Raw genomic sequence first — 14,572 nt, forward strand, 5'->3', positions numbered from 1 at the left:
GCGAGCCTCTTGAATCAGTCTCGCAAGCGCTTGAATCGAAGTCTCAGCCGGCCTTCTTCTCCGCCAGGATGCCGATGACGTAGAGCGCGACCGTCGCGCCCGCGATCGCCGTCATGTCGGCGTGGTCGTAGGGCGGCGAGACCTCGACCACGTCGGCGCCGACGATCTGCAGATTCTTCAGATGGTGCAGGACGGCCAGCATCTTGGCGCTGGAGGGACCGCCCGCGACGGGCGTTCCCGTGCCCGGCGCGAAGGCGACGTCGAGGCAGTCGATGTCGAAGGTGAGGTAGACGTTCGTGCCGCCCGTGCGCTCGTAGATCCGCTTGGCGATCTCGGCGGAGGTGAGGTCCTCGACCTCGTTGCCGTGGATGATCTCCAGCCCGCCCGTCTCCGGCGCATGGGTGCGGATGCCGATCTGGATCGAGCTCTCCGGGTCGATCAGTCCGTGCTTCAGCGCGGCCGTCAGAAACGATCCGTGATCCACCCGCTCGCCCGCCAGCGGCCATGTGTCCTGATGCGCGTCGAAATGGACCAGCGACAGCTTGCCGTGCTTCTCGGCATGGGCCTGGAGCAGGGGGAAGGTGATGGAGTGATCGCCGCCCAATGTCAGCAGAAAGCCGCTCTGGCCGAGGAGCTTCTGCGCTTCAGTGAGGATCGTCGCATGTGCGGTCTCGGGCAGGCGGTAGTCCAGCCGGCAGTCGCCGTAGTCGACGACGCTGAGGGCTTCGAAGAGATCGCGGTGGAAGGGATATTGCGGATCGTTGTCGAAGATCTGCGAGGCCCTCCGAAGCGCAGAGGGTCCGAACCGCGTGCCCGGCCGGTTCGAGACGGAGGCGTCGAAAGGTATGCCCCAGACGGTGACGTCGGCCCCGACGGCATCCTTCGTCAGGCGCCGCCGCATGAAGGAGGGGATGCCCGCATAGGTCGGATCGCCCGCGGCGCCGAGGATGGTCGTCGCCGTGAAGGCGTTGTCGATGGTCGTGCCGGCCATGAGGATCGCATCCCGCTGCGTTGAGGTCGGCTCCCCCTAGCGGATGTGGACCTCACATTGAAGATGCACGGCTTTGCACAACGCCGCGAGGACCCATGAAAAAGGCCGCGAAGCGGGTGCTTCGCGGCCTTTTTCGAATGGGATGTACCGAAAGCTTAGCGCTTCGAGAACAGGAACATGCTGAAAGCCCTCCTACACAGGCGTTTCAGAAGTCGATTTATCTTTGTCAACGCGATGTCAAAGGAAGGTACGTGTCTTGGAACGTAGCCTGCGTGATACAAAGGGGACCATGACCTCTTCTAGGCTCCGCATGTTCCGAACTATCAGGTAGTTTCAAACTTGTTGTAAGGGGTGTTAAGGACAACCGCGCAGTAGACCTCTAGGACCGTTTGTCTTATGGAGTTGGATTCCAAGACGTATTGGAATTGCATGGTCCTAATCTTAAGCTTAGAAGCCAAGAAAGCGATGTTGAAATCCTCATTCTCCATCAATTGGCGTCTAGTAAGGTGATTCTTACTCCCATATGAAGCTGTAACGTGATTGGTTGCCTGTCTTGCAAGCTGAAAGGCGAATCCTGCTGACCAATGTTTAGAGGAGGGGAGACGATGGGCATCGAATCGGTTTCGTAAGTTCCGAGTTCGACCCACGTATTGAGGGTTTCCATCTAGACTGAATAGATAAACTCCCGAATCGCGTGGAGGATATGGCTTTGGCTTGCCTACCTCTATTGGCGTCATATTAAGGAGAGCAACATATGATTGATGGAGAGAGTCAACTACGTCCCTGAATGAGCTATCCATCAGTCCTCTATCGGTTAGAAACAATTATGAACACGTGTTCAAGAGAGCGTTCATTCAAATGAATAGGATGCACACTACTTTCTATTTCTTAATAAAGATTATTATCTAATATTTGCGGAAGGATGGCTCGGGACATAGCTTCGCCGTCTCCGGCGAAAGCGAAGGTTTGCTGATATCAGGACGAGGAACCATAACGATGATCTCACCACCGTAGTGGTAGGCCGGGGTCATGCGGTCGGCCTTTACTGAAATGCTTCACCTTAACAAGGTATGACGCGAGGGTGTGCCGCCACATCGATATGACGGTGCCTCTGTAGGTAACCAGCTACAGGCTCCTACTCCTGCGAACTCGATCAACGAGTGCGCGGGCACCATCAATCTCGACGCTTTACGCCTGTCACCACAGGCTAGTTCGGCTTTCCGAACCCAAACGGTATCCCGGACCTGACCTGGCTAGTCACCCGGACCGCTGTCCCATACGGGGCGGCTATGTTCAATTCTTAAGAGGCAGGGTCGCGAGGGCTTTTGAGTGCCTACGAAACCTGCTTCTCCACTTATGTATGGGTGCTCGTACGGGAAAATCGAGGACTCCAAGCCAAAAGTTCGAATTTCATCGCCTTTCCGACAATTACCATCCGACTGTCGCCGAAATGCAACACGAATGGCGACTGAAGCCTGACCATAAGGCGACAAATCGCTGTGTTGGTGTATATGGGTTCGCACAATCGCTAGGATGACGAGCCGGCTGCATTTAGGAAGTCATGCGTCGGACGTGGGGATTAGTTGTGAGAAAACGAAAGGTCGTCCTAGCCCTCTTGGGGATCGCGTGGATCGTCATTGCATTTACAAGGCTGGTCGAACTAATCCCAAACTACTGCCAGAGGTTACTAACGCAAGCCTGCGGACGCTTGATATGGGGATGGATAGGGGACTTCACTACATTCCAGTGGGGAAGCCAAGGTGCCTCTCTCCTCGGTACGATAGTAACTCTAGCCGGGGTTATTGTCGCCGGGACCATGGTAAGACAACAAATCAGTCAGATCGAACGGCACCGCCTACAGGAGCGTGCGCAGCGTCTTCTTGGTGCGAGGTCCAATCTATCGCTTAAGCTGTCCGCTCTGTCACGCGAGACGCGTAGGATTGGCTGCACTCTGACATCCCTCTATTCTCATCTACAGAGACGGCCTGGACAGATTATCTCAGCCAGCCACATTGAGTATGAGCCAATCAGTGCCGACGTCATCTTCGCGCTTCGTGAGATGGTCGAACTAGCGCATACAGAGGGCGAGTCTCGCGTCTATGCCGAAATTCTTAGTCGTATTCAAGTCCTCCAGTCGCGTCTGGAGGGTTTAACGACTAGGGTTGGCAATGGAAGGCGAGGGCGTCCCAGCAACCTTCATGAAGTTGCCGGATACATCGTAAACGTAATAGACCTACTAAAAGCTTGTGATGATCTCTATGGATATGCAAGGTTTGAAACGGACGAGGTGAGGACACACAGAATAACCTCCGGTGAAGTTCACGGCGATCTAGGTATCGGTCTATATCGTGAGTTTCACGGAATGGTCTTCGATATACTCGATAGACGCGAGTCTCAGCCTTCTATTTGACGGTCAGCCGGTGATCTATCTTTCAAAGATGCTAGTATTCTGAAAGTTGAAGCTCGGCTAATTCCAACGGCTTGGGCGATTTCATTTGCAGTCATGCCCCTAGCCTTCAGTTGGATAACCTCATCGGTCTTTCTCATCGCCGTTGGCACACGTCCCTTATACACCCCTGCCGCCTTGGCGCGTTGAACGCCGTCCAGTTGCCGCTCTCGCATCATAGTCCGTTCAAACTCAGCAACGCTGCCTAAGACATGAAGCATGAGTTTCCCTGTCGCTGTGGATGTGTCGAGGTCCATAGCCAAGACTCGGAGAGAAACCCCCTTTTCGTCGAGGCGTCGACATATCATCAGTAGGTCCGACATCGACCTCGCCAAGCGGTCGATCTTGGTTGCAATCAAAACGTCGCCCTCGCGCACGTAGCTAAGAGCAGCCTCTAATGCCGGTCGATGGATCGCAACCGAAGAAATCTGTTCCAGAAAGAGCTTGTGGCAGCCAACCCCTTCCAAGGTTGCCCGCTGGGCCTCGAGTCCCGATTTTTGATCGACGGTGCTTGTTCGGCCGTATCCGATAAGCTGTGTTGTCATAGATTTCAGGTCTCACATGGTTCTTTGACATTATGAGACTTATTGTCTCAAATGTCAAAAGGAATGCATATGAAACTGAAACTGACGTCGAGCCAGCGTCTCACATGGGCAAGCCCATATGAGATAAGACGGAAAGTGATGTTGAGCCAATGTGTTGTCTCACACTTCGGCTTTCCGAAACTGTCTCGATGCCGAAGAGGCGGATAGATCGTGGTTGCCGCGCTGGAATTCAATCGACGGTATGTCGAGAAGGTATCATACGAAACGATTTGTTGGCTTTGGACATCCACAAAGCTCGAATGCCGCAAAGGCTCGAGGGACGTGAGGGACGTAAGGTAGAACAGCATCCACCTTGAGTTTCCTTCACCTCGACGCTACAACCTTGATGTATCTGCTTTGAAGGAACAGGCGAATTGTTGCCGATAGGCGACAAGAGGAGGAAAGATTGAAACCTAAGGTCTTTATAGGTTCGTCCCGAGAAGGACTGCATATCGCCAATGCTGTTCATTCCAACTTAACTAGAGAGGCAGAATGCTCTGTCTGGAATCAGGGAATCTTCCTGTTATCCCAGAGTGCCCTGTCGGCATTGATCGCAGTCTTGCGAGAAAGCGATTTCGGCATCTTCGTATTTTCGCCAGACGACCTCACGGTGAAACGTGACGAGATACATGAATCAGTCCGCGACAACGTCATACTTGAAATGGGTCTTTTCATCGGACGCCTTGGGATTGAGCGTTCCTTCTTCTTGATACCGGACAATGCAAAGGACCTCCGGTTACCGACAGACTTAATGGGCATAACGGCCGGTCAGTACGAGGGCGATCGGCAGGATCGCAACTGGCATTCGGCGCTTGGGCCAGCATGCGGCCAGATCGCTCGACAAATGGCTATCCTTAAGTCGTTCCAGGACTCAAGAGGCGAGGACACCGTCCCTCCGGCTCCTCAGCCGAAGGTCGAATCTAAGCCTTCCTCAACTGTTGCTGATAGCCGGAAGACTATTATCAAAAAGTCCTCTCGTCATCAGGTGTATAATGAACCTTCTGCCGAACTAGACGGTAACGGCATCAAGGCCAGTAAATATAAGAATGCGTATCTACTTGAAGGGGAAACAAAACCTTGCAAGGAGATGATCAAAGAGCTTGGGGGTCGTTGGATAGGTGCGCTTAACGGTTGGACCGTGTCGCCAGCCGCTCTAGCATCTCTTGTCGAAAGACTTCCGAAAATTGAAATCAATGAATCGGAACTTAATAGAGAACAGTAAGGCGCTATAGCTATATAATAAAATGATCGAAGTGACCCTGTTGATTGTGTCTGCCTCTATATCTCTTACAAAAAGACGGTTTTGGCGACATTCAAATCTATGAATAGCCGTCAATGAGTAGATGTAATCTAGTAGGCGGTGGTCTCAGCCTCCGCCTGCTAATTAGTTTCGACTAGCCGATTGCCTGAGCCGCTGAACCGCCCGTGGCTTATCAATCCTCTGCACAAGCCGTACATCTGAACTTTCCTTGAGCCTTAGTTATGTAGAGGTGCCAGTCGCGTAGGACGAATTTTCGTCCCAAGCCACCATCAACGCCACTGATGCTGGAGCGGCAACGTCTTCCGCCTTCTCTATTCCCATTGGAGGCGTCCAAAACACCTTCTCAAATGATCTTAGGAGGCACTGTTGCAATTGCGTATCGACAGAATGGGGTGCGTCCGAACCCCTGCCATCCCCACGGTAGGGAGACTTCAAGACCCTCCGTTTTGCCTGATAGACATTGGGTCTGACGAAGGTATCTGGTGATAGCTTTGACTGCGTTGACTAGAAAAGTTCGGCCTTCGGACCTCCGTTCGTCGAGTTGTATAAGCCTGGAAGGCTACAGACGCCGTTAGTGGATGTTGATCGACGGGAGACCCCCCTATGAGGAGGGAGGGGAAATCTCAAACGAGCCGGGGCTAGTGAGCCTAGGCCGTGATTTCCTCAAAGAACAACCGTGCTTCTCCGATCCAATCCCTGATGATGGGGACCGGCCGACCCGGGCGAGGCTTCAACACAAGCTCATCTGGATGCAACCGGGATGTCGCCCCCCAGTTGCGTGCCTTACTGTATGCCGAGTCGTACGTATCCTTGTTACGATGGCAATAGAAATTGCGAAGTGATCCTATTTCGTCAAAGAACTTGAAATTGAATGCCAGCGCCCTTTGAACCGACACGATGTTATTAGCCTTCGCAGCCAGGAGGACTTTCTCCACGTCCCTTGGCTGGCGGATCGTTGGTTCCTTCCGTCGAGGAACTGTTGCTGGCGAACCCATCCGTTGATAACCAAACGAGTTCAGCGAAGACATGATGAATGCCGAGGCTTCCCCTTCACTAGTGAGGGCTTGCTGAGAAGCTGTACGAGTGCCGTTGACTGTTCTCGTGCCGAGTAGGCAACTAACCAGGAACTCACGAAGGCACCCTAAAAGAAGGTTGTCCAACTCGACAACCACTTGGGCAAGGATCATTCGCCTTCGGTAGCCTTCGATCTCTCGCACGTGATCGAGTTCTATAGTCAGCCTATAGAGCCGCTTTTCAAAGCTCGCGTAGAGACTTTCAAGATCGCTACAGTGGTTCATTCTACTGCGTTCGAAAGCGCCTGTGTGAAGTAGAGGAACCGGACCGTGCGCGCCTCACCCGTATTGGTGCCTCTCGTGCAGGCTTGAATAAAGCGGTGGTAGCCAGGATATGAATCCGGGTCTTCGAGACATAGACCGAGCGTTTCTATAGTCGGGTTGAGATCAATCATCTCATCTACGTGCTGCTTGTTTTCTCCATAGATGCGTTCGACAAACCTGAACTTACCCATTAGGGAAATCAAAGCAATTACTATCGACTGGAAAATATGGGCACGAAGGAATACAGGAAGATGGAGTTCCTCTCTTCTAACGAACTCATCAAGTCCCGTGCATATAACTATCCTAAACTCATCTATCTGAGGGAAGGAGCTATTATACTTTTTGTACAACGCATTCAAGCGTTCTGACTTTATCGTTGCGAAGTCGCTGTCTAAGACATAGGCAATCTCTGAATATGCTTTGACATCGACCATCCTGACAAAATCACGTCGTGAGAAGAGCTTCAGTTCCCTAAATATCGGAGTGTAGGACTTCGCGATGTCCAGTATGAACCACTTAAATGGACCTTGGAACTGAGCATTGCGCTGCTCCTCCTCATTCAGAGGAACATTATTCGCGTTCATTCTCCGAAAAGCTTCCTGAACATCGTCCTCGCCTACCCCGGTAAACTGGTCGATTGGAAGCGAGTAAGACAAAAAGGCAGTCTTCCACTGGTCGTCTAGCTGTGAGTATTTGAGACCTCGAACATCTTCAGTGATAAGTGTTCTTGATAATCTCAGTTTGTCATTGTAAAAGTCACGAAGGGCGCTACTCCTTTGTTGACCATCTACTATCTCCTTTATGACCTGCCTTGTAAGCAGGTCCAAGCGAGCGTGGAGGTATAGCTTGGGTATCGGATACTCTAGGAGGATCGACTCAATGAAAAACGAACGGGCGGAGTGAGACCATATCCCCTCGGCGCGTTGATAGTCATTGTTGACTACGATCTTGCCTAAGTTGATATCCTGACAGTAGTCAGCCACGGGAGTGGGGGATGGATTGGCTTTCATGATCGCACCAGCGCATTCGGCTTTAGAAAAATTGATATCTGTTCTATTGGATTGACACATGAAAGGGTGCGGCTGGACTTCGCATTCAATGTCACAAAAGAACGAGACTGGTGAAACTGGCTCGACCCGGTTCTTTGATACCCAATCGCTAGGGCCATCTCTTCGACAATCTGTGGGAGATCAATGAATACCTCTTTATAATGAGATGTTTGTGTAACCATTGATAAGAAGCCCGAAGGTTTCAATGATTCAAACAGCGACGAAAGAGACACGAAAAGAGAGTGAAAATAGCGCAGGTAAAACCGAAGGTAGTAACCGTTGGATGCCTTAGATGGATGGGAGGAGATGAGCCCAAGGCAGTCAGAGGCGGTCCTTCCCCACGCATCAATGGCCATTGGCGCTGTTCGGCCCACTAACGGGGACCCTATCATCTTTCGACGTATGTCTAGCTCATCGAGGTCTGGAAAGATCAAGGAGAGGAGTTGGAGTTCCGGTAGTGTAGCTTTCACGTAGTCTATACGCGTTAGATATGGAGGAGAGGTCACGACAGCATCGATCGTCTCGTCAGGAAGATGTTGTATACACGAGTTAACTGTATGAAGCATCGGTGCTGGTGTAGACGACTGCCGCCATGAAATCGAATCCAAGTCGATATCGGCTTGCCTCTTAACTTCGTTCAGTACATCGGTAGCCGTCGTGGGTTGGGATAAGGGCGAAATCTTATACCATGTCGGATTACTGGCCCGAGATGGCTTAGCGAGTGTCCTAGCCGCCCTAAAAAGGATGCATAGTATTAAGCTTACGCGGCGGTTCTCGTAAGTCTCCGCCAGTGTGCACGTGTCCAAGTGAAGGCGATGAAAGATTGCGGTTAGTTGAATAGCCGCTGATCTCTTCCCCTTCGGAGGTCGAGCTTCCAGCGCTTTGATCGCTTGGAGGACCTCTATTGCTTCCTCCCTTGTCGCAGTTCGTGCTGCCGCAATGATCGACAAAGCCGGGTTCACATCAAATCCGATGCTCCGAAATCCCATCATCGCTGCAACGGCTGTGGTCGTGCCTGAGCCGTTCCAGGGGTCATGGATCACTGCGTCCTCTTGCAGATGCAACCCGCCCAGGACCGTCCTCACGAACTCTTCCGAAAAGCCAGCGTAATACGGATAGAGGGACTTCCGCTTTTCCCTAACCGTTAGTTTCGGCGAGACGAGGTAAGGTGGTGCTAGCAATGCGCTTCACGTGATTCCGTTATCTACCTTTGTCATATACCCCCTTCGCTGCCGAACCAAAACTAATCGATGGCTACGAGTGACCCGGTGCATCAACCGGCTCCTAATTATGGTTTGGTCCGACCCCCTACGGATGTCCGACGGTAGAATGTCGGTGACTGCCGTTCGTGTCTGACGTAATGGGCCTCAATCGTTCGAGAAAACGCAATCACTTAGCTCTTCTCCCACCACGAAGCGGCTTCGGCGGTTCGGCCCCTGGTTCAGGAACAACGAACAACTCCCAGATGCCTGCCGACAGTCCCCGTGCGAGCCGATCTAGGAGATCGACGCTGGCGTTCTCAGTCTTTCGCTCTAGTCCGCCGAGGTAGGCACGGTCGATGGACGTATCGGCTGCAAGCCGTTCTTGTGAGAGTCCCTTTTCCACCCTCAGTCGTCTCAGATTCCAAGCTAGGAGTTCGCGTCCGTTCATAAGGAGAACGCGACCATTCCCATGGCCGGAAAACCACTGGCTATAGCCACCAGATTTGTGTAGCGTCTCTTGTATTCAGAGGGGAACTACAGTGGCTAATGATCTTACAGTTTCGAGAAGGGTCCCCTCCGGGGTTTCGAATGAGGAAGTCCGCACGGCTCTTCTCAAGGCGTCCTCCCGAATTGGGAAAGCCTACATCGACAAGAAAGGTCGAGTTGTTCTTCGCCCTCGATCCTCTATGCATCGGATCACGATCATAAGCGAATTGGATGCTGGAAGAGACGGCACATCGGTTCTTACATTCTCTGGACGGAAGGGCATCTCGTTCGGTCGGTTTCTCCTCATGATGATCTTCGTGGTGATGATGTTGATCACGATCATTGGGATTGTGATTGTATTCATTACCAATCGTTCGTCGAATAAGGCCCTAGAGCGCGGGTTCTTTGATGCGACCACGAGTGCGATGGAGATGGTCAGTTGAACTTGGCATTCAGAGGCATTTGGATTGCTGCATCCATCGCCATTGGTATCGTTCAACCCGCTCGGGCGGAGGACCCTTCTCCCTACGAGACCTCGGTTGCAGAGGACGCACAGGCGATCTCTGAGGCGTGTTTGTGGGGGATGGCGCCGATGAAGCTTCTCATGTCAAAAACGCATCCACGGGTCTCAGATGAGGAAAGAGCGGCATTCCTCGCTGACTACGATGACAAGGTTCAGACTTATTGCGCCTGTGTCGTCAATGCGGTTCCAATCAGGAAACTACGACCGGGCGAAGTCGACTATTTTCGCTTCATACTTCGATACGCCGTCGAGCCAGCGGAGCCGGAGGCGACGCAAGCCCTCATGAAGGAACAGCGTCTGGATGATGGCCGCATGGCGGTGACCGCCGCGAAGTGGGTCAAATGGACACGATACTGCTCACTCTAGGGCGGCGCTTACCGCGCGAAACTTTTGAGAGGCACGGTCTCCGTATTCACGGAAACGACGAGAGGAATTAATCAAGCGATGGCGCCTGGAACCGGCTTCGGTCAGTTTGAACTCACGATCCTCGTCAGCGTGGACGAAGGCTTCGAAGAGCGCTTGGTCGGTCACATGTCGCCTGACGATTTCCTCAACGAAGACGGGCGCGTGGTTTGCTCCTTACAACTGCGTGGAAAGCTCGGTGATGATGAGACCATCGTCTACGAAGTTTTAGATCGGATGTCCGATCTCGGTATCCCTCAGAGCGCATGGAGCATCCTCTGGGACCGGTCCGATTGGATGTTTGCCGATCGACGGGTAGAGACCGGAACTCAGAAATAGAGTCCCTTTGAACTGAGGCCGGGCCGGAGTTGACCTCCCAGCGAACTCGCCTTCATTCTCGTCGTGATATGGCGATAATGGGCGAAGATGGTCGCCGGGGATGTCCCAAGGTTCTGTGCGAGGTCCTCGATCTTCACATCGCTATGGAGAAGTTTGAGAGTGCAGTAGGTGTGTCTCAGCGAGTAGATGGTTCGATCGCGGCCGAACCTATCCTTCAACAGGTTGCATCGGATCAGCAAGGCTTTGAAGGTCTTTCCGAAATTGTCGATGGGTGCGCCGGATCGATCGCAGAACACTAGATTGTCGGGTGCCGTGAAGGACGAAGCCGCCTTAAGGCGGTCGATGATGACCCAAGCGTTTCTGAGAGGGATGGTCTCGCGTTCTCCGGTCTTCGTCGTCGGTGCGACGTAGAGAACAATGTGTTTGGTTCCTTGTTCATCCGTGTGGGTTGCAATGTCTCGCCAACGAAGTTGACGCGCTTCGTTGGGTCTCAGGCCCGATGCTCCCATGAAGAGGACGTAGCTCCGAAGGAGTTCACGGTGCCAAAGATGGAAGCCGTTTGGCTTCCTGACGATCGGTGATCCCTGACTGGCGGATGGGGTGACCGTATACTCCTCCCGGACCCATCCCCGCATAAAGCGGTAGAGTTCTTTCCATTCTTCGATTTCGAATGCCGGCCGGCGCTCCACGACTCCTCGTGGTTTGACTTTCGGAGAGGATACGTCAGGCACTCGCTTCATAAGGCCGTTGCGTTCACCCCAATGGAAGATTTGGAGGAGGGCGGTCCTCTCCATATCCAGCGATTTCTGTGCGGGGACCTTCGCGACGTTGCCGAGCTTCTGTATCCAGGGGTTCTGCTTGGTCGCTCTCGTCTTCCTTGCGGCTTCGATCTTCGCTGTCCCCTCCGCAGAGGACCAGTAGGCGATACGCCACGTCCAATACTGCGTAACGATCACGTCGTTGATCGACTCGAGTGACCTCTTGCCGAAGAAGGGGAGGAGGTAGCGGTTTGCCGTCCCTTCGATGTAGCGAAGCCGGTGGATGGAGAGGGATGCCCGGTTCGCGGCAAGCCATCTCTTCCACAGAGAGGCGAACGTATGGGTCCCGGTATCGAGGTTGTTTCGGACGCGATATCTCAGGTCATCGTAGAGGTCCTCAGCGAAGGTGCGTGCCTCTTCGACGGATACCCTCTTCGTTGAGCGCACGACGTAGCCGTCCTGGCCATCCACCTTCAGGCGGACGTGGAAGGTTGGCGAGCCATTCCTTGTGTAGAGAACGATACGTCCTTCCCTGAAGGAGACCTTGTTCTCATACGACATGCGAGACCCCTGATTCCTACGTGTTCGTGTCCTCAATCTGTCAAAAGAAATGAACTGGAATGTCCAGGGGATCAAGGTCTTGTCAACGCGATGTCAAACGTGAAAAGAGGCCGGCATTGCTGCCGACCCCTTGCGCCGTAGGACTTCGAGAACGAGTAAGTTACCGCTTCGAGAACTGGAACGAACGACGGGCCTTGGCCTTGCCGTACTTCTTGCGCTCGACGACGCGGCTGTCGCGGGTCAGGAAGCCGCCCTTCTTCAGAACAGGGCGCAGGCCCGGCTCGTAGTAGGTGAGGGCCTTCGAGATGCCGTGACGGACCGCACCGGCCTGGCCGGAGAGACCGCCGCCGGCGACCGTCGCCACGATGTCGAACTGGCCGTCGCGGTTCGCCGCGACGATCGGCTGACGCAGCACCATCTGCAGGACGGGACGCGCGAAATAGGCCGCGAATTCCTTGTCGTTGACGATGATCTTGCCGGAGCCCGGCTTGACCCAGACGCGGGCGACCGCGTCCTTGCGCTTGCCGGTCGCATAGGCGCGGCCGAGCGAGTCGAGCTTCTGGACGTGGACCGGAGCGGCTTCCTGGACGCTCTCGATGCTGCCGAGAGCCTGGAGCGAGTTCATGTCGGCCATGTTATGCAGCCCTCTTGTTCTTCGAGTTCATCGCGCCGACGTCGAGCGTCTCGGGGGTCTGGGCGGCATGTGGGTGCTCGGACCCGGCATAGACGCGCAGGTTCCGAAGCTGCTGGCGACCGAGCGGGCCCTCGGGCAGCATGCGCTCCACGGCCTTCTCGACGACGCGCTCCGGGAAGCGGCCTTCCAGGATCTGGCGAGCCTTGCGCTGCTTGATGCCGCCGGCATAGCCGGTGTGCCAGTAGTAGGTCTTGTCGGTAAACTTCTTACCGGTGAAGACGACCTTGTCCGCGTTGATGATGATGATGTTGTCGCCATCGTCGATATGCGGGGTGAAGGTCGGCTTGTGCTTGCCGCGAAGGCGGAGCGCGACGATCGATGCGAGGCGGCCGACGACGAGCCCTTCGGCGTCGATCAGGATCCACTTCTTCTCGACCGTCTCGTTCTTCTGCGAGAAGGTTTTCATGGGTTCTTCCTTGGAACAGCGTCACGTCGGCGCATTCCAGAAGAACCGCCATACGAAAAGGGCGGCCCCAGGGACCGCACTCTGAGCGGTTGTCTACCGCGCGCGTTCCTTCAGGTCAAGAGTGTCCGACATGCTTCCTTCAGGGCTAAAGATAGCAAAAACAGATGCTTAACAATAGAGGTATTCAGGTACCGCATAATGCTGCGGTGATCCGTAGCTGGAGATTGGCAGGCCTGCGGGGATGGGCTAGCAAGACGGCGACATCAGGAGGTGCCCTTGGCCGAGATCGTTGAACTGAGCCAGACGCAGCCCGTCCTCGTGGAGCGGGAGGGGCCGGTGCACCGGCTGACCCTCTCCGCTCCGCCGGCGAACGCCCTGTCGATCCGCATGATGGAGGCGCTGCGCGCGGCGCTGGCCGAGGCAGCCGCCGATCCCGCATGCCGCGTCGTCGTGATTGCCGGGGAGGGGCGGGTCTTCTGTGCCGGCCACGACCTCAAGGAGATGACCGCCCATCGCGCCGACGACGACGGCGGGCGCGCCTTCTTCGATCGCACCATGCGCCTTTGCGCCGATCTCATGCAGGATATCGTCCGCCATCCCCGGCCGGTCATCGCGGAGATCGGCGGCGTCGCGACGGCTGCGGGCATCCAGCTCGTGGCGAGCTGCGACCTCGCCATCGCCTCGGAGGAGGCCACCTTCGCGACGCCCGGCGTCAATATCGGTCTCTTCTGCTCGACGCCGATGGTCGCGCTCTCGCGCAACCTCGCGCCCAAGCACGCGATGGAAATGCTCCTGACCGGCGAGACGATCGATGCGCGCAGCGCCCGCGAGTTCGGCCTCGTCAACCGCGTCGTCCCGCCGCAGTATCTGCCGACCATCGTGCACAAATACACGTCCTCGATCGCGGCGAAGTCCGCCGTCACGGTCAAGATCGGCAAGGAGGCCTTCTACCGGCAGTCCGAGATGGGGCTCGCCGAGGCCTACGACTATGCGGCGGGCGTGATGGTCGAGAACATGATGGCGCGCGATGCCGAAGAAGGGATTTCGGCCTTCATCGAGAAGCGCAAGCCGGACTGGAGGAATGAATGAGCGGAACGATCGAGACCGACGAGCGCCTTCGGCGCATCCTTTCGACGGTTCGCACCATCGCGCTTCTGGGGGCGAGCCCGAAGCCCGAGCGCCCGTCCCATGGCGTCATGCGGTTTCTCCTCGCCAAGGGCTATCATGTCGTTCCGGTCAATCCGGGTCAGGCAGGCGGCGAAATTCTCGGCCAGCTCTGCTATGCCGATCTCGCTTCCATTGCCGAGCCGATCGACATGGTGGACGTGTTCCGCGCCAGCGACGCGCTGCCCGGCATCGTCGACGAGCTTCTGGCGCTGGACCCCCGGCCCGCCGTTCTCTGGACGCAGCTTGGCGTCCGGGATGCGGAGGCGGCGAAGCGGGCCATGGCCGCCGGCGTCGAGGTCGTGATGGACCGCTGCCCGGCGATCGAGCACCCTCGGCTGATCGGCTCGTGACGGAAGGGCGGTCCGG

Annotated in this window: 13 protein-coding genes; 5 read left to right on the forward strand and 8 right to left on the reverse strand. The window is 55.1% G+C overall.

The window, feature by feature from the left end; genetic code table 11:
* Positions 1-43 precede the first annotated feature (43 nt).
* Together speB and ASG62_RS22215 are read right to left on the reverse strand one after the other, a co-directional pair.
* Positions 44-991 (reverse strand): agmatinase, encoded by a 948-nt coding sequence (speB, locus tag ASG62_RS22210; RefSeq protein WP_056690556.1) that lies wholly within the window; start codon positions 989-991, stop codon positions 44-46.
* 2,394 nt (positions 992-3,385) lie between these two features.
* A complete protein-coding gene (locus tag ASG62_RS22215; RefSeq protein WP_056690559.1) occupies positions 3,386-3,982 on the reverse strand; it encodes a recombinase family protein in 597 nt (198 codons plus the stop codon).
* Between the two features lie 445 nt (positions 3,983-4,427).
* Here ASG62_RS22215 and ASG62_RS25990 point away from each other — a divergent pair, with 445 nt between their 5' ends.
* Positions 4,428-5,243, forward strand: coding sequence for a nucleotide-binding protein (locus ASG62_RS25990; protein WP_156382309.1), 816 nt, complete (start codon positions 4,428-4,430; stop codon positions 5,241-5,243).
* Positions 5,244-6,576: 1,333 nt separating this feature from the next.
* On the opposite strand, the gene ASG62_RS22220 is transcribed toward ASG62_RS25990, so the two are convergent.
* From ASG62_RS22220 to ASG62_RS25995, 3 genes are all read right to left on the reverse strand, one after another.
* A complete protein-coding gene (locus ASG62_RS22220) occupies positions 6,577-7,629 on the reverse strand; it encodes a DUF262 domain-containing protein (RefSeq protein ID WP_056690562.1) in 1,053 nt (350 codons plus the stop codon).
* On the reverse strand, positions 7,626-8,849 hold the full coding sequence (locus ASG62_RS28150; protein ID WP_156382310.1) for a DNA methyltransferase: 1,224 nt from the start codon (positions 8,847-8,849) through the stop codon (positions 7,626-7,628). The genes ASG62_RS22220 and ASG62_RS28150 overlap by 4 nt, the downstream gene beginning before the upstream one ends.
* A 208-nt stretch (positions 8,850-9,057) precedes the next feature.
* The gene (locus ASG62_RS25995; protein ID WP_082536992.1) at positions 9,058-9,318 is read right to left on the reverse strand and encodes a helix-turn-helix domain-containing protein; all 261 of its coding nucleotides are present in this window, start codon (positions 9,316-9,318) and stop codon (positions 9,058-9,060) included.
* A gap of 477 nt (positions 9,319-9,795) precedes the next feature.
* Between ASG62_RS25995 and ASG62_RS22230 the strand changes: the two genes are divergently transcribed.
* Entirely contained in the window at positions 9,796-10,245 is a 450-nt protein-coding gene (locus ASG62_RS22230; RefSeq protein ID WP_156382311.1) for a hypothetical protein, read from the forward strand.
* 78 nt (positions 10,246-10,323) lie between these two features.
* Positions 10,324-10,620: a hypothetical protein gene (locus tag ASG62_RS22235; RefSeq protein WP_056690569.1), complete on the forward strand. Its 297-nt coding sequence runs from the start codon at positions 10,324-10,326 to the stop codon at positions 10,618-10,620.
* Here ASG62_RS22235 and ASG62_RS22240 read toward each other — a convergent pair.
* The 3 genes from ASG62_RS22240 to rplM form a co-directional block, all read right to left on the reverse strand.
* Positions 10,611-11,939 carry a tyrosine-type recombinase/integrase gene (locus tag ASG62_RS22240; protein WP_056690570.1) on the reverse strand — a complete coding sequence of 443 codons (1,329 nt, stop codon included), beginning with the start codon at positions 11,937-11,939 and terminating at the stop codon, positions 10,611-10,613. The genes ASG62_RS22235 and ASG62_RS22240 overlap by 10 nt on opposite strands.
* Positions 11,940-12,099: 160 nt before the next feature.
* Entirely contained in the window at positions 12,100-12,573 is a 474-nt protein-coding gene (gene rpsI, locus ASG62_RS22245; RefSeq protein WP_056690573.1) for a 30S ribosomal protein S9, read from the reverse strand.
* 1 nt (position 12,574) lies between these two features.
* Positions 12,575-13,039, reverse strand: a complete 465-nt coding sequence (gene rplM / locus ASG62_RS22250; protein ID WP_056503638.1) for a 50S ribosomal protein L13 — start codon at positions 13,037-13,039, stop codon at positions 12,575-12,577.
* A gap of 276 nt (positions 13,040-13,315) precedes the next feature.
* Here rplM and ASG62_RS22255 point away from each other — a divergent pair, with 276 nt between their 5' ends.
* Positions 13,316-14,128 (forward strand): enoyl-CoA hydratase, encoded by an 813-nt coding sequence (locus ASG62_RS22255; protein WP_056690575.1) that lies wholly within the window; start codon positions 13,316-13,318, stop codon positions 14,126-14,128.
* Complete coding sequence (locus ASG62_RS22260; protein ID WP_056690578.1) at positions 14,125-14,556, forward strand: CoA-binding protein; 432 nt, start codon at positions 14,125-14,127, stop codon at positions 14,554-14,556. The genes ASG62_RS22255 and ASG62_RS22260 overlap by 4 nt, the downstream gene beginning before the upstream one ends.
* Positions 14,557-14,572 lie beyond the last annotated feature (16 nt).

This window comes from Aureimonas sp. Leaf427, from assembly GCF_001425485.1.
Taxonomy (GTDB): Bacteria; Pseudomonadota; Alphaproteobacteria; order Rhizobiales; family Rhizobiaceae; genus Plantimonas.